Here is an 18,698-nt window from a genome sequence, read left to right as displayed (position 1 = left end):
CAAATCTTGATTGTGCACATTTTGTGTACACAGCCATGTGCTCTGTGCTAAATATAGTCACGCAAAATTGCCGGAGCGCTCTTCCGGAAAACAGCTTGTTGAACCAGCACCCGGTTCCGACAAGAAAAAGGAGCAATGCACATCCACCCGGAGACAACAGAAGAAAGAATAATCCCCTTCGCTATATGGTACCAGCAAAGCATTAATCTTCTCTTGAAAGGAAACTGATGGTGTACTCACTCGATATACGAACTGTTATGGTCTCCGGAGCGATTGTTTCGATGACCACAGCAGGCATAATGCTGTACCATTCCATAGCGAGAAAAACATACCCAGGATTCCACAACTGGACCATCGGTTTCATATGTATAAGCCTTGGAGCCGCATTAATTGCACTCCGGGGCATTCTCCCCGATTTTCTGACCATTCTTTGCGCAAATTTTCTCATACTTGCAATGCCGTACATGCTGACACGTGGTCTGGAAAAATTTCTCAATGTTCAGGAGAAAAATCCTGTTTTCTATTCGCTCCTGCTTATCGCGTACTGGGGCACATTTTTCATAGCAACATATATTCATCCAAATCTGTTTGCACGCGTCATATGCATAAGCATTCTATTGGCGATACTTTTTAGCGAAGCACTTTATATTGCCTATCGTTTTGTTCCGGCAGTTCTCGAAAGCCAGAACTGGTTGCTCATCACGATGATTTCGTTTGCCCTTTCCTCGGCTGTTCTCCGGATCATTGTAACATCCTTGCAAGGGACACCGCACAGTTTCATGCAAGAATCCGAAATATTCCAGTGTATTCTGATTATAATGACAACCGTGGCCGTGGTAGGCATTACCCAGTCGTTGATCATTCTCAACGCCCACCGCATGGAACGCGACCTGAGGGACGCCAACAGGCACATCGCCAATATCGCCAACCAGGACGGGCTTACCAATCTCTACAACAGAAGATACTTTGACAGGAAACTGCTGGAAGAATTCAGCCGTTTGCAGCGGACTTCCCATCCTCTTTCCCTGATAATGGCCGACATAGACTGCTTTAAAAATTTCAACGACACCTATGGGCACCAGGCCGGAGACGACTGCATACGGGCTGTGGCGAATGTGTTCAGAAAGTCCGGCGGAAGAGGTTCGGATATTTCAGCCCGCTACGGCGGGGAGGAATTCGTGATGATACTGCCGAATACAGGGGAAAATGGAGCCCGCAACGTGGCCGAGACACTCCAAGATCATATGCGAAAAATGAACATCCCTCACAAAACGTCCACGGCGGGAAAAATCGTCACGCTGAGTCTTGGAGTGACAACGATGGTTCCGGATAACAACACGTCAGCGGAAAACCTTGTCCAACGTGCAGACAAAGCTCTCTACAAGAGCAAGGAAAATGGAAGAAACCAGATTTGCATTTATATCGCCGACCCGTCGCAGGACAATATTACCTGCCTGAAACCGGACGAACAGGCGTAAGGCATACGGTCAAATTTCTCTGTCTGATTTGCCCCAACAAGTGGAAAACAAAAGGAAAAGCCTTTCAAAGCAACGCAGCCGCCCTGCCTTTTTTCCCTTCCCCGAACGCTCCCCGCGCAAGCAGACGCCAAGAAAAGTACGTCCTGTCGGGCGGTTCAAAAAGGTGTGAAAGCAAGGCGCGAGGAATATTTAAACGCGAAGTGTACTCTTAAGTACATGAGCGGCTTAAATATTCCGAAGCAACGCAGCCAACGCGCCTTTTTCAGCCGCCCGACACAGGGGTGCCCCGTCTGAGACACGACCTTATGCGCGAATACTCCGCTTCCATCTCCTCCAGCCGAACCAGCAGCCGTTCCTCTTCGGCAGAACGCTCCATGATGGCGCGCACCGAACCGTGCTCGAACACCAGACGCCGGTTGGCGGAAAGCGCCAGCACCGGGTCGTGCGTGGCAATAACCACGATCTTGTCGCTTTTGACCAGCAGCTCCAAAGCCCGGGTCTTGTCCACGCCCGCGTTTTCTATTTCATCGATGAGAAGAATGGGCGACCAGCTCAACAAGGCTGCGTCGGCAATCATCAGGGCACGGGACTGGCCGCCCGAAAGCTGGGTGAGCTGGGTATCCACCTGAAAAGGTTCCCCGGCCAGTTCATTGGCCGCCTGGATGACTTTTTCGGCTGTGGCGGTCGGATCGTCCGTTCCACGGCTTTCCGCATGGGTACGGATGAAGTCGCGCACTCCCATGTCCAGAACGAAATTCATGTTCTGGGTAAGTTGTGCCACCAGCCTGCCCTGCAACTCGAACCGACGGTCCGCGTCGGGTTTGGTTCCGTCCAGCAGCACGCAGCGGTTCGAAGGTGTATCGCGGTCGGCAAGGGATTCGATGTCGTACAGAAAGCGGCTTTTGCCAGATCCGGTAGGGCCGAGCAGCGCCGTTATTTCTCCAGGCAAAAATACAATATCCAGTTTTTCATCACGCCCGGACTTGTCCTGCCCCGCCGTGACGGTCAGGCTCTTCAAGGTCAAGAAATCACCGCTCATGGCCGCCTCCGAAAGTTGCCTTCTTTACATTGCCCTTCTGATAGCGGTTGCCGATGCGGGTTTCGCTCAGACAATAGGAACAGACCGCCGCAGGCATGGCAAAACGGAGGCGCATCTCCGTAACCGAGCCGATGGACGGCGCCATGGCGAGTATGGTGGCCAGGTCGCGGCATCCCTGGCCTGTAAGTCCGTTGATGTGCCGGATGATGGCCTTGGAATTCATCTGCCGGATGCGGTGGCGGTAGACTTCGCGCTCGGCCTGGGAAACGAGATCCCCCTTGGTGACCAGCACCAGATCGGCCAGCCGCAGCATGGGCCCGATCTTCTTGGGTGCCTCGATGCCCATGAGGTTGTCGATGACGCACAGCCCCAGCGCCCCACGCAAGTGGGGAGAACACCGGTTGCACAGCCCTGCGGTTTCAATGATGCAGCACTCGGCCCCTGTGCCCTCTGCCCAGGCAAACGCCTCCTCCAGATTGGTGGCAAAAAAATGGTCGGGACACAGTCCGCCGGAGAGAGCAGCCGTGGCTGGAATACCTGCCTCGGCATAGGTTTCGTCGTCCTTTGTCTGCAAACAGTCGAATTTGACCACGGCACAGGAGACGCCCTGGCGCATGAGTTCGGAGCAGGCCTTGGTCAGTATGGAGGTCTTGCCGCATGAAGGCGGCCCGGCAACGGTTACGAGTCGCACGGCGTTTCCTTCACCAAGCGCCTGAAGGTACTGTTCAGTTCATCACGCACGGCTGTTACGTCATGCCTGCGGATGAAATCCCAGCCCACCCACTTGATGCGGGCCTCGGCAGGCAGGCTCTCGGGCAAGGGACCACCCAAAGGCAGAAACCAGCGGGCGCTTTGGATCTGGCCGAATCCTCTGGTAAAAAAATCCAGCAGCTTGTCCAGCCGGGGGCGGGCCGTGCGCTTGGCAAGAAAATAGATGGGACTGGCGGCCGTGCCGTCTTCGGGCCAGATCACCCGCATATGTTCCGGCTGCTGCGAGGTTTCCGCAAAAAAGTACGGAAGTATGTAGATTCCTCCGGCCTTGGACGCTCCACCGGATTTGCCCATGTGCGAGGAGTGCATGAGGCCGTGGGCATTGGCGGCCAGCTTTTCAACGCCCTCCATGCCGAACTCCTTGTAGATGCACATCAGGGCCGCGTCCGCCATGTCGTCGCCGTCGCCACACATGTTGATCTGCCCCCGGTAACGCGGGTGCAGCAGATCTTCCCAGCGGCGGGGCAGCGGCAAATCGCCCAACCGGGTCGTATCCACCATGAATATATAGGGAGTAAGGGAGTACACCGTGTAGCGCCCCTCCGGGTCCACTATTCCCGCTTCCTTATGCAAAGGATGAACGCTTTCCGGCAGCACGGCTTCAAACAGTCCGGTATTCACGAAACGTTCGGCAAATCCCTTTCTGAAAAAATCGCCGAAACCGATGGAGGCAATAATGTCCGGCAGCCTGTCAGGGTCGGTCTCCAGGTAAAGGGGATCGAACGGGTCCACCGAGGTGCAGCCCATGGGAATGTGGATATTGAGCGGGTCGCCTGCGGCTTCGGATTCCAAAACAATGGCATCGAGCCGATCCTTGACCGCCAGCTTGACCGGACAGGGAGAATACAGCAGCAGGTCGAGATCGCCGGAATCCGGAGTATCCTGTTGGCCCGAAGCGATAACCGAGGCCATGAGTTGGTCAAGAGTCTTCATAATGCTCCTTTTTGTGGCGAAAATATGAGACAATTCTGAAGAAAACACAAAAATGTAGCTAAATATCCCTTCCACGCATGTCTTGGCGATTTTTTGCAAAACGTGCACCAGTTGCCAAGAGAATACAAACAGAATGCAGATTTTCCAGTGACTCCCACTTCATGCCCTATGGCTCACCAGCGACGGGCCTCCTCCTGAAGAATACGGGTAAACGCGGCCATGGCGGGCGAAATCCACTTGTCCTTGTGCCGGACAATTTGAATGACGACAGGGTCCAAGGTCTGCCAGGGAACATGCTTCAGCTCGCCCGCAGCCAATTCCTTTTGCACGACAACGGTCGGCAGAAACGAAACACCCATGCCGCACAATATGTACTGCTTGATGACCTCGAGGCTTGCGGTTTCAATGACATTGTCGGTACCAACACCCCGTTCTTCGAGCAGCCGTTGGAATATCGCCCGGTAGCTGCATCCCGCCTCGGTATACAAAATGGTGTAGCTGTTTTCCGACGACAGTTCGTCGCCCGGGTACTCCTTGGGCATGACAATGCTCATGGGCTCTTCAAACAGAAGAAGTCGCTCCAGGTCCGGCTCGTTGCCGACCTGTTCCAACAAAATTCCCATGTCCAGTTCCCCGCTGCGCAAAGCCAGGCGCATTTGCGGACAGGTGGCGTTTTCCATGACCAGTTCCACCTGAGGATGCAGTTCCTTATACCGCCGCAAAACCGGAGCCAGCCGGTAGAGCAAGGTCGATTCCGGCGCACCGATCCGAAGACGTCCCATGGGGTCGCCCGTCTCGTCTTTCAACGCCAGGACGTCATCGTATGCTGCCAGCAACACGCTGGCGCGCTTGTATACCAACTGCCCGAACGCGTTGAGCACCACGCTCTTGCCGATACGGTCAAACACCGGCTGCCCGTAGTAGTCCTCCAGCGCCTTGATATGCGAGGTGACCGAAGACTGCGCATAATGGAGCGTCCGTGCCGCCTTAACAAAGCTGCCCTGCTCGACAATGGCTTTGAATGTCAGAAAATTGCGAATCTCCATACGCCCTCCGCATGGGATCAATCAGCTTTAGCGAATGTTTTCTTTTAAAAATTCAGTTTTATCGATTCTCCAACTTCTGCTACGAAACCAGCTGAACCACGTCAAGGAGCTTTACAATGCAGAAAAAAATAGGGGTGCTGCAACTGAGCGGATTGATTGCCGGAGCCGTATTAGGGTCTGGCGTCATTCTCCTCCCGCCCATAGCGCAGGCACGGCTGGGCCAATGGACCCTTGCCGCATGGCTCGTGATTATGGGGCTGGGAGCCGCCTTTGCCATGGTGTTTGCCAAACTGGCACTGGCCTATCCCGGAGCGGAGGGCGCGCCCATTGCCATTCGCAAGGCCTTTGGCGCACGGGCAGGAAGGCTTGCCTCGGTCTATCTGCTGTGCGCCGTGTGCGTGGGCCCCACAGCCGTGCTTATGACAGCGGCCAAGACCATTTCACACGCTGTGCATTTGCAGCCGGATGTGGAGACTCTCATGGCAGGCGGTCTGCTCCTTTTGTGCGGCTGGCTGCTTACCCGCAGAATAACCCTGGTGGGAAATATCGCTTTTGCCGCCAGCGTGGCTGTGAGCATTGTGCTGGTAGCGGGCAGCCTGACGACCATATGCACCGAGCCCACGCTTCCCCTGCCGGGTACGCCGTTGGACATTGCGGCCATGGGACGAACCCTGCTCGTGCTGTTCTGGGCCATCATAGGCTGGGAAATCATCGGCAACTACACCATGGATGTACGGCAGCCCAAGACAACCATTCCGGTGGCCACGGCCCTGGCAGTAACAATAATCTGCGGAGTGTACATCCTGATTGCCTGGGCCCTGGCCGTCATCCCGCCTACCCAAGGACCATACACCCAGGGCCCTCGGTCCGTGGCCGCTGTGGTCACTATCCTGCTTGGGCCCTTGGCGGATGTGGTTATCATGCTCATCACCACCACGCTGTGCGTTTGTACCTATCTGATGATTGTCGGCGGTGTATCCCGCCTTGCCGCATCCCTGGCTCTAGAACATCGCCTGCCCGCCGTTCTTGCCAAACGTAACAAACACGATGCCCCCGTCGCGGCATTGGGACTCCTTGTCGGGCTTCAATTCATCAGTCTTCTCCTGCTGCACCTCAAGATCCTTTCCCTGGAAGATATTATTGCTGCGGCAAACGCATTTTTTCTGTCCAACTCCCTGCTTGCTGTGGCCGCTGCCATGCGGCTGATTCCCCCCTGGCCGCTGCGCATGGCCTGCGCCCTGCTCTGCCTGGGGTTTGTTTCCCTGCTGTCCTTTTCTCCGCCCTGGATTCTGGTGGGGCTGGGAGCAGTCACCTGCGCGGTACTGGCGCAGGAGGCCGGCCTGCTGCAACGAAAACACACAAAAGAAAGGGCGTAACGTCCTAAGATTGGTTACAAAGTTACATCTTCCAGGCTGCTCAAAAAGGTGCGAGAGCGAGGCGTAAGAAAAACTCAAGGCTGACGCGTATTTCCTGATACGCGAGGGGTTGAGTTTTTTGAGGCAACGACGCTGCCGTGCCTTTGTCAGCAGCCTGAGGGCGTAACGCCCCCACCCTTCATATATATTTTTACGGTTTACGGAGGCTGAAATACGCTCCAACTGGCAAAAATCCGACCGGGAGCCGTCTCCAGCACACCATGCCCCGCCTTCAACCGGCTGGCCCGCACAAGCTGGCCCGAAATAAGCTGGCGCGACAACCTCCAAACACGACAACAAAAGGCCCTGCCAACGCATATGCATCGGCAGGGCCTTTCTCATTAAATCAAAAACAGGGGCCGACCGAGCCATTATGGCCCCGGCCCCCGATCTGTTTTCAGTGGTTAGAAATCCTTCAGCATCTTCACCGCGCAGAATTCACCACACATGGCGCATTCGTCCTTGTCCGCATGGTCTTTGCGGCGATGGTGCACCGTGGGAGGATCAAGGGCCAACTCTGCCATGCGTTTCCAGTCGAGATCGGCACGAGCCTGGGAGATGTCCTTGTCACGCTGCACGGCATGGGGACGTCCCAAGGCAGCCTCACCGCACTGGGCGGCAATGCGCGAGGCAATAACACCGGCGCGCACGTCTTCGCCATTGGGCAAGGTAAGGTGTTCGGCAGGCGTAAGATAGCACAGGAAGTCCACACCGTGGGTTACGGCAATGGCACCGCCGATGGCACCGGCAATATGGTCGTAGCCGGGAGCTGAATCGGTAACCAGGGGTCCAAGCACGTACAGAGGAGCGCCCATGCACAGCCGCTTGATGCCGCGAATCTGGGTTTCCACTTCGTTCATGGGCACGTGGCCGGGGCCTTCAATCATCACCTGCACGCCTGCATCCCAGGCGCGGCGGGTAAGCTCGGAAAGGGTGATGACCTCATCCCACTGGGCGGTATCGCCAGCATCCACACCGGCACCAGGACGCATACCGTCGCCCAGGCTCAGGGTGACGTTGTGCTTCACCGCGATTTCCAGCAGCTCGTCAAAACGCTCGGTAAGGGGGTTTTCCTTGTCGTTGATATGCATCCAGCGCACGGTGATGGAACCGCCGCGGGAAACAACGCCCATCATGCGCTTGGCATTCTTTGCCAGGGCAGCGGCGCGACGGGTCACGCCGCAATGCACGGTCATAAAGTCCACGCCCTGCTCGGCCTGACGGCGAATTTCCTCGAACAGTTCATCGGCCTTGAATTCGGCCGGATCTTCTTTGTTCAGAATGTACTTTGCGGCCACGCCGTAGATGGGCACGGTTCCCAAAGGCAGGGGGCAGCTATCCAGCATTTCCTGACGAATGGCGGTAAGGTCGCCCGCCGTGGAAAGGTCCATGATGGTGTCGGCACCGGCAGCCTGGGCCAGCTTGGCCTTTTTCATTTCCCTTTCAGGCTCGTTCATAAAGGGAGACGTTCCGATATTGGCGTTCACCTTCACCTTGGCAGGCTGCCCCACCAACGTGGGTTTGAAATCCTTGCGGCCAGGGTTGCCGAGCAGAACCATTGTCCCCTGGGCAATGGCCTCGCGTACTGCGGATTCTTCCAGACCTTCACGCTGGCAGACATCAGCCAGGCAGGAGTCCATAAGTGCGGTCAAAGCTTTGTTTTTCTGTATTTGCAACATAATCCGTCCTTGCTTGAGCAAGCGGGTTGTGCGCTCCCAATCAGCGCGTTGGCAGTCCGCCGGGGAAAAGAAGAAAAGAGGTCGTGGAGTGTATGCCCCGAGAAAGGGGGGCACGGCCCCGATTCCCTTCGGCAGTGTGAACTGCATCAGGTTCCATGGGTTTAATCTCAGCCCCGCTCCGCGCGGGACACCCCAATCGGCAGAGACAATGTTACAGATGGGTGAAGGGAATGCAAGTGGGTAACAGGAAAAAACAAACAAACAGCTGTGTATACTGAAAGTTTATATGTGGGGTTTTACGAAGAAAGCAAAAACACCCCCGACCCGATGCCACCCCATTCCGCACGGTGCCGGCCATCAGCGTCCCATGCCAGCAAGAATATCCGCCACATTGTCCGCAATGACGATGGATTGCAAAGGCACAGGCCCAAAATCGAAATTGTCCACAAAATCTCCGGCACGGGCGGGGCGCGGCGCTTGCTGCAGCCCGGCCAGCCACAACAGGTACCCAACGATATTTTCCGGGCGTACGCCAGCCCCGCGCAATGCGGCCAGCTCCAGGGAAGCGTGGGTTTTGGAAAGTTTTTTTCCCCCGCCATCCACCAACAGAGGCACATGCGCATACTCGGGCAACGGCTTTCCCAAAAGTTCCAGCAGGCGCATCTGGCGGGGAGTGCTGTCCAAAATATCGGCCCCGCGCACAACCTGCGTGATGTGCATGTCCACGTCGTCCACCACCACGGCAAGCTGGTAGGCGAAAACACCGTCCGAACGGCGCAGGCTGAAATCGCCGTAAATCTCCGCCCCGGAAAGCAAAACATGGCCGAGATTCAGATCTGTAAATTCATAGTCGCGTTCTGGAAAAAGCAAGCGCAGCACAGGAGTACGGCCTCCGGCCATGCGGGCTCGCCTTTCTTCATCGCTCAAATCGCGGCAAAAACCAGGATAGGCAGGCCCGGCATTACGGCGGGCAGGCTGTGGCCCATTGCGCGCCGCTTCCTGCAATTCCCGGCGCGTGCACCAGCAGGGATAGACCAGACGCCGCTCCTGCAGAGTATTCAGAACTGCCTCGTAACGCTCCAGCCGCCGGCTTTGCACATATGGCCCACAGCTTCCGCCCTTGTCCGGCCCTTCGTCCCAGTCCAGCCCCAGCCATTCAAGATCCTGCAAAAGCAAATCCACGTACTCGGTACGCGAGCGCTGCGGGTCTATGTCCTCCACGCGAAAGACGACCTCCCCCCTCCGGCTGCGGGCCGCAAGCCAGCAAAGCAAAGAGGCAAAGGCATTGCCCAGGTGCATGCGCCCTGTCGGACTCGGCGCGAAACGTCCGCGAATAGTACTCACTCTCCATCTCCTGCATGCGGCCCAGGGCCGCTTTTCAATCGCGGCATGGTACGGAAACCCTTTACGGTTGAAAAGCCCCCCATGCCCGCCGTCGTTCACATACAATATTTAATACCCGCGCAAAGCGATTGCCGGTCATGCCTTGCCGTGCTACTGGACTAGCATGATGGATTCCGCAGTACATCATCTGGGCGGGGTTTTGTCCGCTCCGGGCGTATTCCTGAATTTTTTCGACGAACTGCCCGTGGGCGTCTGCATAATGGACAAAACAGGCCACATCATGTTGGCCAACACCGCCTATGAACAACTTACCGGAGCGGCGCGCGAGAACATCATCGGCCTGGGATGCCTGCACGCCCTGCGCTGCGACTACTGTCTCCGGGGCTGTCCCGTCCACGCCGGAAACGGCACCCAGATAGACTCTTTCGAGCCACAAAAATCCGAAGCCACCATCATCAACCGGGAACGCCGCAAACTCACGGTCCGGCTGACTATAGCCCCGCTGCTCGACGGCAAGGGCCGCCAGGTGGGCATTGTGGAGACCGTCACCTCGGCGGCAGCTACCGGAGAGCATGAAATCCCCGGTCCCGGAACATACAGTTTCGGCGGCCTCATCGGCAAAAGTCCACAAATAGAACGCGTGTTCAAAATGGTGCCAAGCGTTGCCCAGACCGACTCCTCCGTCCTCATCACGGGCGAAACCGGCACAGGAAAGGACATGCTGGCCGAAGCCATCCACAAGGCATCCGAACGTTCCGGCGGACCGTTCATCAAGGTGAACTGCGGCGCGCTGCCCGATACCCTTCTGGAATCCGAACTGTTCGGCCACGCCAAGGGGGCCTTCACAGGGGCCGACCAGGACAAGCCGGGCCGATTCCGGCTGGCCCACGGAGGCACGTTGTTTCTCACGGAAATAGGCGACCTCCCCTTGCATCTGCAGGTCAAGCTGCTGTCGTTTCTGGACGACAAGGTCATCTATCCGCTGGGCAGCACAAAAGGCGCTGTCTCGGATGTCCGCGTCGTTGTCGCCACCCACCGCGACCTGGAAAGCATGGTGCGGGAAAACCGTTTCCGACAGGATCTTTTTTTCCGCCTCAACGTCATCCGCCTGCACCTGCCCCCCATGCGGGAACGCGGCCGCGACGTCACCCTACTGCAGGACCACTTCCTGCGCCGCTTCTGCCAACGTTTCGGCAAAAACATCACTGGTTTTTCCGAGCGGGCCATCGACCTGCTGGACACCTATCCCTATCCGGGCAATGTACGCGAACTGCGCAACGTAATAGAATACGCGGTCAATTTCTGTGACGGCGAGATTATTCATGTACGCCATTTGCCAAGCTATCTGCGCCGCCCCGATGCAGTTCCCGGTCCGCTCCCGGAACCCACTTCCCTGGTCACAAACGGCAACGGCATGCCCCCCTTTTCTATGGATGCGGCGCCAGGCAACAGCATGGGGCACACCATCGGGACGGACGCCAATTGGGAGGATGTGGAGCGCCGGATGATACTGGACGCGCTTGTCAAATCCGGCGGACGCAAGCACAAGGCCGCAGCTATTCTGGGATGGGGGCGAAGCACCCTGTGGCGCAAGATGAAAAACCACGGACTGGACTGAAACACGCATGGAAAAAATCCTCATCCCCCTGCTCGACGCCGACATCGCACCGCGCTTTGACCTGGCGACCGACGTGCTCATTGTAACCGTGGTCCGCCACGACAAAGAACTCGTTGCCAGGGAAGACAAGCTGGTGGTTTTGGACAGTGCCTCCCCCGAGGCAGTCTGCCGGTTGGTGATCACCGAAGGCATCAAGACGGTTATCTGTGCCGGAATAGAAGGTGAATACTACGATTTTCTCCAGTGGAAGGGAGTGCGCATGTATGATGACGTGGTAGGGCTAGCCGAAGCCGCGGTAAAATCACACCTCGAAGAACGACTCCACCCCGGCGCATATGTAGGGCAGGAAGAGTCCTAACGTCTCATTTAGTTTCATAATCACCCATCCAAAACAGTTCATATTGTTTCATTCTGTCTTTTATCCTTGTCTCTTTTTTCTCATTCCCCCACCCAGCATAAGACAACAGGCTGTTTTTATTAATTTATAGATTTACGGCATAATCCTTGTTATAAAGAGGTTACCGGTTTGGGTTAACCGGTACACATTCACAAGGAACAACTGGGCTATGAACGTGCTGATTGTTGATAGCGACAACGCGTTTCGCAGCAATCTGGCTTTGCAGCTTAGCAAAATCGGAATTGCGTCACTGGATACCGGAGACCTGGACGAGGCCAGATGCCTCGCCTGTGGCAAAAAGATGAAAGCTTTGTTGCTCGGGCTTTCCAGCCGGGAGCAGACCTGGCTCGCTTTCATCCCGGAGATCAGGGATCTGTGTCCCAACGCGCAAGTCGTCCTCATCAATCATTCAGGTGATGTCCACCTCTCCATGGACGCCATGAAATACGGTGCGCTGACGGAAATCGCCACCCCCGTAAATATCGGCGAACTGAAGGATGTTCTCACCACGACGCTTCGTATGGGTAACGAATCGTAACTCGACCATAGTCCCAATCCACCAGCAGGAAGGATCGCAATGAAAGTTAAGGAATTGATGATCCCAGTGGACCAGTATGTGACCGTTCACAAGGATGCCACTCTTTTGGATGTTTTCCTGGCATTGGACGCCGACCTCAAGGGCAAGGGCCAAAATGGCCACGCCCACCGCGACGTGCTTGTGCTCGACGACAACGGCGAGCTTCTGGGAAAAGTCACCATGATTGATATCTTTCAATCACTCGAACCAAATTACAGACGCATTACCGATGGGAAAGTGGAACACGAAGTCCTTACCAGCGAATACGTGGCCTCCATATTTCGGGAATTCGACCTGTGGTCGGACTCCCTCCCCAACCTCTGCACTAGTGGAAAGGAATCCAGCGTGCTCGAAGTGATGCACACTCCCCTTGAAGGCGAGTTCGTATCCGAAGACGACGACCTGGAGCGTGCCATCCACCGTTACATGGTAGGGGTTCACCAGCCCCTGCTCGTCCGTGACAACAATGGCAAGGTGTCAGGCGTCCTCCGTTTCGGCGACGTCTTCGAAAAGATACGGGCCTGCATGTTAGGCTGCGCGACCAGGTAAAAGGCCATCGCAAGAACGGAGGTTGCAAAAATGGATTTGGCTCAGACCAACACTTTCAATTGGAAACGACTGGTGTTCATGCTCCTGGGCGTGAGCCTTTTCTGCCTCATGTACTACTGTCCGCCTCTGCCCGACGCCGTAGACCCGTTGGGCAAGCATTTCGTGCTCAGCCGCGAAGGCAAAGGCGCGCTGGCGGTTTTTCTTATTGCCGGTACATGGTGGGTTTTCGAGGTCGTGCCCATCGGCATAACCAGCCTGCTTATCGGCATTCTTCAGGTCATGTTTCTCATCCGGCCCGCCAAGGTCGCCTTTAAAGACTTCATGGACCCGTCGGTTCTGTTCATCTTCGCCTCCATCATGATCGGGCTGGTCTTTACCAAGACCGGACTGACCAAACGACTGGCCTACAAGATGCTCGAAATCGTCGGAGAAAAGACCAGCCGCATCTATCTGGGTGTTTTCGTGGTCACCGCCCTGCTTACGCACATCATGGCCCACACCGCGGTTGCGGCCACCATCTATCCGCTGCTGCTGGCCATCTACAGCCTGTACGGCGAAGGCAAAAAGCCCACCAAGTTCGGCAAGGGGCTGTTTATCGGCATGGCCTATGTTGCCGGTGCCGGTTCCATCATCACCCTGCTGGGCGCGGCCCGTGGCGCGGTGGCCCTTGGCTTCTTCAAGGAAGTTGTCCACCGCGAAATCGGCTTTTTCGAACTCTCCTGGTACATGTTCCCCATCGGCTGGCTCATGGTCCTCCTGCTGTGGGGATTCTTCATGATCGTCTGCAAGCCGGAAAAGGCCACCATCCCCGGCCTGCGTGAAAAGGCCAGAGACCTCAACTCCAAGATGGGGCCGCTTACACGCAACGAAATAATGGCCGCAATCATCGTGGGCGGCGTCATCGTGCTTATGAGCCTGCGCGCCTTCGTGCCCGCGCTCCACGCCGTGGACAAGACTGCGCTTATCCTGGTTTCCAGCGTGCTGTTCTTTGTATTCAAGATTCTCGATCTCAAAGATCTGGAAGATATTCCCTGGAACATCATCCTGCTTTTTGCCGGTGCCATGAGCATCGGTTTCTGCCTTTGGGAAACCGGAGCCGCCAAATGGATGGCCGTCAACTGGCTGGCCATGTTCCAGGAAGCAAACTGGTTCATCTTCGTACTGAGCATCGCCTTCTTCGTCATGATTATGACCAACTTCATCATGAACGTTGCGGCAATAGCCATATCGCTGCCCGTTGCCCTGGTCATTGCTCCGTACCTCCACGTGGCCCCGGACGTCATCCTGTACGCTTCGCTGGTAACGGCGGGCATGCCCTTCCTGCTTCTGGTCGGTGCCGCGCCCAACGCCATTGCCTACGACTCGGGACAATTCACTACAGGTGAGTTCTTTACCTACGGCATCCCAGCTAGTATTCTGCTCATGGTTGTGGTTGCCCTGGCTGCCTACGTGATCTGGCCGATCATGGGAATGCCTGTAACCATACCCACACCGTAGTTGCTGAAATAAAACGTCGGGGGGAGAGGGAAGCTCCCCCCGACGTGCCCACCAACGCTTCAACGGAAGGGACCACGGACTAATGAAAACACTGAGCAAGCTCCTCGACCATATTGCCGAGCGGGTGAACGTCAACCTCCGGTATCCAGGATTTGACGCCCGCCGCTACATCGAAGGACAGATACCCTTGGACAGCCACGCGCTGTACTACGCATTCTACGCACTCACCACGCAACATCCGCTGTATTTCAAATTCAAGTACTCCAGTCTGGCGGGTACCTATTTTCTGGGCCGGGCCGAGGTGGACCACTCCATTCTCTACAAGAGCGACATCCGTGGGGATGAACTGAAACGCAAAGGCGACATTGTCGATATACACGGGCACAAGGTGCGGCTGTTCGACAATGAACGCATAGCAATACGCCATAGCTTTCTGGTAAAAACCCTGGTGCACAACAACTCCCACGACCCGGAAAACGTGGAAGTTTTCAAAATCCACAACACATTGTCCATGCAGTATGCCAACATCCACGGAACCTCCGTGGAAGGCTGCTTCATAGGCCCCTTTGCCACGGCCGACCTGTCCACATTCCGCTCCTGCTCCATTGGCGCGTACGCCTATGTCCAGGCCGGGGAACTGATGGACAGGCGTGTGGACCCGGGATGTGTGTGGATACGCATGCCCGGTACTTTCGAGTTTACCTACCGGCACGATCCCGAAACATTGGCAAAATACATCACGGCCGGGCCGGACAACCGCCCGCAGGGGCTGTTCATGGATTTTGTGGAAAGCCGCAAGGAAGACTTCGAATCCGTATACACGGCGGTGCACCCGGTTATTTCGTGCGCCGTACCGGACGAAGCCTATGCCAACCCCTACGCCGTGTACAAAGGCGAAAACGCGGTGGGGGAAAACGTGTTGGTGGCCCAACGCGCCTACATTGAAAACTCCTCGCTGGGCGACTGTTCCAATGCCCAGGAAAACTGCTACATCATCAACTCCACATACGAAGGCCTCAACGTCACCGCCCACGGCGGCAAAGTCATCGACGCCGACCTGGGGCGCAAGACCTTTGTGGGATTCAACTCCTTTGTGCACGGCACCCCCGAAGCACGCATCAAGATAGGCCGCAATTGCATTGTGATGCCGCATACCATCATCGATGCAAAGGAGCCCATCCAGATTCCGGACAACCAGCTCATTTGGGGCCACATTGAAACCATGGAAGATCTGGAACTGAACTCCATTGCACTGGAAGAACTGGCCCACAGCAAATCCCTGAGCCTGGGCAACATGCAGTTCCAGGGCAGCGGCGCCAAATTTGTGGAAGGATTTCAACACCGCATTGAACACATTCTGGAAGCCAACGGCGCCTACTACGACGGCAGCCCGGAAACGGCAGGACACGCACAGAAGACGCGCCAGGTTTCCTTCAACCTGATGCAGTCCTATCACGACAGCGACATGCGCGGCATGTGTCCGGATATGACCATCGCTCCGATCGACCCGGAATAGGGTCGTAAAACAACAGGCTGTCCGTCTCGTCTGCAAACCGAACGGGCGGCCTCTGAACAAAAAAGGATTGCCGGAAATTTCCGCAATCCCTGCATTATACGGAACTATACGAAACCGGGAAAAGGAAACTGGGGAGGGACCTTTACCTTGGCGGCTGCGGCATTTGACCCACGTTTGGTAACGGGGCGGGCCGGATGGTTTGCGCAGACACCGCAACGATCACCGGCACGACCGTAACCCTGACACACAGGGAGATGTCATATGGCTGGCGAAACACGGAGCGTAGGCTTCTCGCGAAAAACAGAAGTCGAGGCTCAACAGGACATGACAGGCATCAGCCTGGGACGGCGTATGATGTTCATGTCCATACTGGTATCCCTTACCGCCCTGTTTCTGAGTACATGGGTTCTCTATTCTTTTTTCGACTCGGCCTATTCCGAAAAGGTCAGCGACTATCTCAAGGCATTCGTGGAACGCAATGCCCGCGATATTGACGTATACCTGACCGAACGGCAGGCCAACATCCGCATGGTGACCATATCCAGCAGCGCGGAAGAGCTGCTGCAACCGCGCAGCATGGATGTGCACCTGGAAAACCTCAAAGCCGTGTATCCCGGTATATTCGACGACATCGGGCTGATCGACCAGCAAGGTAACCAAGTGGCCTATGCCGGGCCCTACAAACTTGGTGAAGCCAATTACGCCGATGCCGAATGGTTCCGCCAGGCCATCAAGAAAAAAACATTCATCAGCAATGTTTTTCTGGGCATCCGGCGCATCCCCCACTTTATCGTCACGTCGCAGATCATGCACCAGGGCAAGCCGTGGCTTTTGCGCGCCACCATCAACTTTGCCGACTTCAACGCCCTGGTCAAAGGCATACGCATAGGCGAAACCGGAGCCGCCTTTGTCATCAACCGCGAAGGCCATTTCCAGACCCAACGGCGCAGCGACATTGCTATTGATCCCGACATCATCAAGCTGTTGGTCAACACGCCCTATACCGGCACAAGTCCTGTTCTGCGCGAACATACCGCAAGCAACGGCAAGCAGTACCTTCTTGTGACCGCCCCGCTGAAAAGCAGCAATTGGATTCTGGTTGTGCAGCAGTTGAAAAGCGACGCCCTCGTCACCTTGTACAACGCCCGCATAGCCGGTCTGGCCATCACTATTTTCGGCGCGCTCTGCATCGTCATCACCGTGACCTACCTGTCCACGCGCATGCTGCGCAAACTGTGCACCGCGGAAAAGACCCAGGAAGTCATGCAGAAGCAAATGGTGGAAACAGGCAAGCTGGCCGCCATCGGGGAACTGGCTGCGGGCATTGCCCACGAGATCAACAACCCGGTGGCGATAATGATCGAATCGGCGGGCTGGATACAGGATCTCATAAAACTGGGCGACTACAAGAAAGAAGAAGGCATGAAGGAGATCAACGACTCCCTGAGTGAAATCAACATCCAGGGACGACGCTGCAAGGAGATAACCCACAAGCTTTTGAGCTTTGCCCGGCGCACCGACCCGCGGGTGAACGAAGTGGACGTTATTGACCTGCTGCAGGAGATGATCTCGCTGACGGCGCAAAAGGCCCGCTTCAACAACATTACCGTGGAAAAGGAATTCGAGCCGGGCCTGCCGGCAATCATGGCCTCGTCCACGGAGCTGCAACAGGTGGTCCTGAACCTGATCAACAACGCCATAGACGCCATAGAAAAAGATTCGGGGCGTATCGTCGTCCGCGCAAAAAGCCAGGACGACCATATCGTCATCGATGTGGAGGACAACGGGCAGGGCATTGCCCCGGCCAATCTGGCCCGAATTTTCGAACCCTTCTACACCACCAAGCCCGTTGGCAAGGGCACTGGCCTTGGGTTGGCCATCTGCTTTGGTGTGGTGAACAAAATGGGTGGGGAAATAACCGTGGAAAGCGAAGTCAACGTGGGCACGGTGTTCCACGTGAGTATTCCGATTTCCACCAAGGAACAACGCAACTCATAGCAATGGGAGAATAACATGACCATCGCCAAGGTTCTTCTGGTTGACGATGAAACGAGTTTTCTGGCTATTATGGAAAAAAGACTCTCCTCGCGCGATCTGGACGTCCGTACCGCAGACAGCGGAGCCAAAGCGCTGGAAATACTGGAGAAGGACAATGAAATCGACGTGCTCATTCTGGACGTGAAAATGCCGGGCATGGACGGATTGCAGGTTTTGCATGAAATCCGCACGCGCTTCCCCCTGGTGGAAGTCATCATGCTGACCGGCCATGCCACCATAGAAACAGCCATCGATGGCATGAAAAAAGGCGCGTTCGATTACCTGATGAAGCCCTGTGATATCGAGAACCTCATACAGGTGGTGAGCCAGGCCAAGGAAAAAAAGGAACGGCATGAAGAAAAGATCATGCAGGCCCAGCTCAAGGAAATCACCAACAGGTACGCGGGATGAGTCCGGATAAAGTCGATTTTCCTGTCCGGGTGCTGATTGTTGATGATGAAGCGTCCTACGCCAAAGCGCTCTCCAAGCGTCTGGAGGTACGCGGCCTCAACACCGCCGTTGCCAACAGCGGCCGGGAGGCCATTCAGACCCTGCGCAAACAGGATTTCGAAGTAATCCTCCTTGATCTCAAAATGGAGGATGTGGATGGGCTTGAAACGCTCAAGGTCTGCAAGATAATGGACCCCAGGCTCAAGGTCATCATCCTTACCGGCCACGGTGGAGAGGCCGAGGCCAAGCAAAGTCTCAAACTCGGTGCGTTCGACTATCTGGTCAAGCCTACCGAGTTGGACGACATCATAAAAAGCATCCGCCGAGCCATGGCCGGAAGGTAACCGTCCAA

17 protein-coding genes and 1 riboswitch are annotated in these 18,698 nt (G+C 56.0%); of the genes, 11 read left to right on the top strand and 6 right to left on the bottom strand.

The genetic code is table 11. The features are described from left to right. Positions 1 to 779 precede the first annotated feature (779 nt). Complete coding sequence (locus ACI0FJ_RS00665; RefSeq protein ID WP_424297924.1) at positions 780 to 1,478, top strand: GGDEF domain-containing protein; 699 nt, start codon at positions 780 to 782, stop codon at positions 1,476 to 1,478. A 262-nt stretch (positions 1,479 to 1,740) separates the two neighbouring features. Here the strand turns inward: ACI0FJ_RS00665 and ACI0FJ_RS00660 are convergent, their stop codons facing one another. The 4 genes from ACI0FJ_RS00660 to ACI0FJ_RS00645 all read right to left on the bottom strand — a co-directional run bounded on the left by ACI0FJ_RS00660 (position 1,741) and on the right by ACI0FJ_RS00645 (position 5,267). Further along, on the bottom strand, positions 1,741 to 2,517 hold the full coding sequence (locus tag ACI0FJ_RS00660) for an ATP-binding cassette domain-containing protein (protein WP_424297923.1): 777 nt from the start codon (positions 2,515 to 2,517) through the stop codon (positions 1,741 to 1,743). Further along, positions 2,507 to 3,208, bottom strand: coding sequence for a GTP-binding protein (locus ACI0FJ_RS00655; RefSeq protein WP_424297922.1), 702 nt, complete (start codon positions 3,206 to 3,208; stop codon positions 2,507 to 2,509). Before ACI0FJ_RS00655 ends, ACI0FJ_RS00660 begins: the two co-directional genes overlap by 11 nt. Beyond that, positions 3,196 to 4,221, bottom strand: a complete 1,026-nt coding sequence (locus ACI0FJ_RS00650; RefSeq protein ID WP_424297921.1) for an ABC transporter substrate-binding protein — start codon at positions 4,219 to 4,221, stop codon at positions 3,196 to 3,198. The genes ACI0FJ_RS00655 and ACI0FJ_RS00650 overlap by 13 nt, the downstream gene beginning before the upstream one ends. A 173-nt stretch (positions 4,222 to 4,394) precedes the next feature. Continuing rightward, entirely contained in the window at positions 4,395 to 5,267 is an 873-nt protein-coding gene (locus ACI0FJ_RS00645) for a LysR family transcriptional regulator (RefSeq protein WP_424297920.1), read from the bottom strand. Between the two features lie 116 nt (positions 5,268 to 5,383). Between ACI0FJ_RS00645 and ACI0FJ_RS00640 the strand changes: the two genes are divergently transcribed. Continuing rightward, positions 5,384 to 6,643: an APC family permease gene (locus tag ACI0FJ_RS00640; RefSeq protein WP_424297919.1), complete on the top strand. Its 1,260-nt coding sequence runs from the start codon at positions 5,384 to 5,386 to the stop codon at positions 6,641 to 6,643. A gap of 443 nt (positions 6,644 to 7,086) precedes the next feature. Here ACI0FJ_RS00640 and thiC read toward each other — a convergent pair whose 3' ends face one another. Together thiC and gluQRS are read right to left on the bottom strand one after the other, a co-directional pair. Then, entirely contained in the window at positions 7,087 to 8,361 is a 1,275-nt protein-coding gene (thiC, locus tag ACI0FJ_RS00635) for a phosphomethylpyrimidine synthase ThiC (protein WP_424297918.1), read from the bottom strand. A 106-nt stretch (positions 8,362 to 8,467) separates the two neighbouring features. Then, positions 8,468 to 8,566: riboswitch (TPP riboswitch) on the bottom strand. A 152-nt stretch (positions 8,567 to 8,718) separates the two neighbouring features. After that, positions 8,719 to 9,705: a tRNA glutamyl-Q(34) synthetase GluQRS gene (gene gluQRS, locus ACI0FJ_RS00630; protein WP_424297917.1), complete on the bottom strand. Its 987-nt coding sequence runs from the start codon at positions 9,703 to 9,705 to the stop codon at positions 8,719 to 8,721. A 163-nt stretch (positions 9,706 to 9,868) separates the two neighbouring features. Here gluQRS and ACI0FJ_RS00625 point away from each other — a divergent pair, with 163 nt between their 5' ends. The 9 genes from ACI0FJ_RS00625 to ACI0FJ_RS00585 all read left to right on the top strand — a co-directional run bounded on the left by ACI0FJ_RS00625 (position 9,869) and on the right by ACI0FJ_RS00585 (position 18,690). Further along, the gene (locus tag ACI0FJ_RS00625) at positions 9,869 to 11,323 is read left to right on the top strand and encodes a sigma-54 interaction domain-containing protein (RefSeq protein WP_424297916.1); all 1,455 of its coding nucleotides are present in this window, start codon (positions 9,869 to 9,871) and stop codon (positions 11,321 to 11,323) included. A 7-nt stretch (positions 11,324 to 11,330) separates the two neighbouring features. Then, a complete protein-coding gene (locus ACI0FJ_RS00620) occupies positions 11,331 to 11,681 on the top strand; it encodes a NifB/NifX family molybdenum-iron cluster-binding protein (RefSeq protein ID WP_424297915.1) in 351 nt (116 codons plus the stop codon). Positions 11,682 to 11,889: 208 nt separating this feature from the next. Next, complete coding sequence (locus tag ACI0FJ_RS00615) at positions 11,890 to 12,258, top strand: hypothetical protein (protein WP_424297914.1); 369 nt, start codon at positions 11,890 to 11,892, stop codon at positions 12,256 to 12,258. A 39-nt stretch (positions 12,259 to 12,297) separates the two neighbouring features. Further along, the gene (locus ACI0FJ_RS00610; RefSeq protein WP_424297913.1) at positions 12,298 to 12,846 is read left to right on the top strand and encodes a CBS domain-containing protein; all 549 of its coding nucleotides are present in this window, start codon (positions 12,298 to 12,300) and stop codon (positions 12,844 to 12,846) included. Between the two features lie 30 nt (positions 12,847 to 12,876). Continuing rightward, positions 12,877 to 14,343 (top strand): DASS family sodium-coupled anion symporter, encoded by a 1,467-nt coding sequence (locus ACI0FJ_RS00605; protein WP_424297912.1) that lies wholly within the window; start codon positions 12,877 to 12,879, stop codon positions 14,341 to 14,343. A gap of 82 nt (positions 14,344 to 14,425) precedes the next feature. Further along, the gene (locus ACI0FJ_RS00600; protein WP_424297911.1) at positions 14,426 to 15,859 is read left to right on the top strand and encodes a transferase; all 1,434 of its coding nucleotides are present in this window, start codon (positions 14,426 to 14,428) and stop codon (positions 15,857 to 15,859) included. Positions 15,860 to 16,120: 261 nt separating this feature from the next. Continuing rightward, complete coding sequence (locus tag ACI0FJ_RS00595; protein WP_424297910.1) at positions 16,121 to 17,857, top strand: sensor histidine kinase; 1,737 nt, start codon at positions 16,121 to 16,123, stop codon at positions 17,855 to 17,857. Between the two features lie 15 nt (positions 17,858 to 17,872). Beyond that, positions 17,873 to 18,307, top strand: coding sequence for a response regulator (locus ACI0FJ_RS00590; RefSeq protein WP_424297909.1), 435 nt, complete (start codon positions 17,873 to 17,875; stop codon positions 18,305 to 18,307). Continuing rightward, entirely contained in the window at positions 18,304 to 18,690 is a 387-nt protein-coding gene (locus ACI0FJ_RS00585; RefSeq protein ID WP_424297908.1) for a response regulator, read from the top strand. Before ACI0FJ_RS00590 ends, ACI0FJ_RS00585 begins: the two co-directional genes overlap by 4 nt. Positions 18,691 to 18,698: the final 8 nt, after the last annotated feature.

It is taken from the genome of Desulfovibrio sp. 7SRBS1 (assembly GCF_049723905.1).
Classification (GTDB): Bacteria; Desulfobacterota; Desulfovibrionia; order Desulfovibrionales; family Desulfovibrionaceae.
This window is presented reverse-complemented; position numbering and strand designations above follow the sequence as displayed.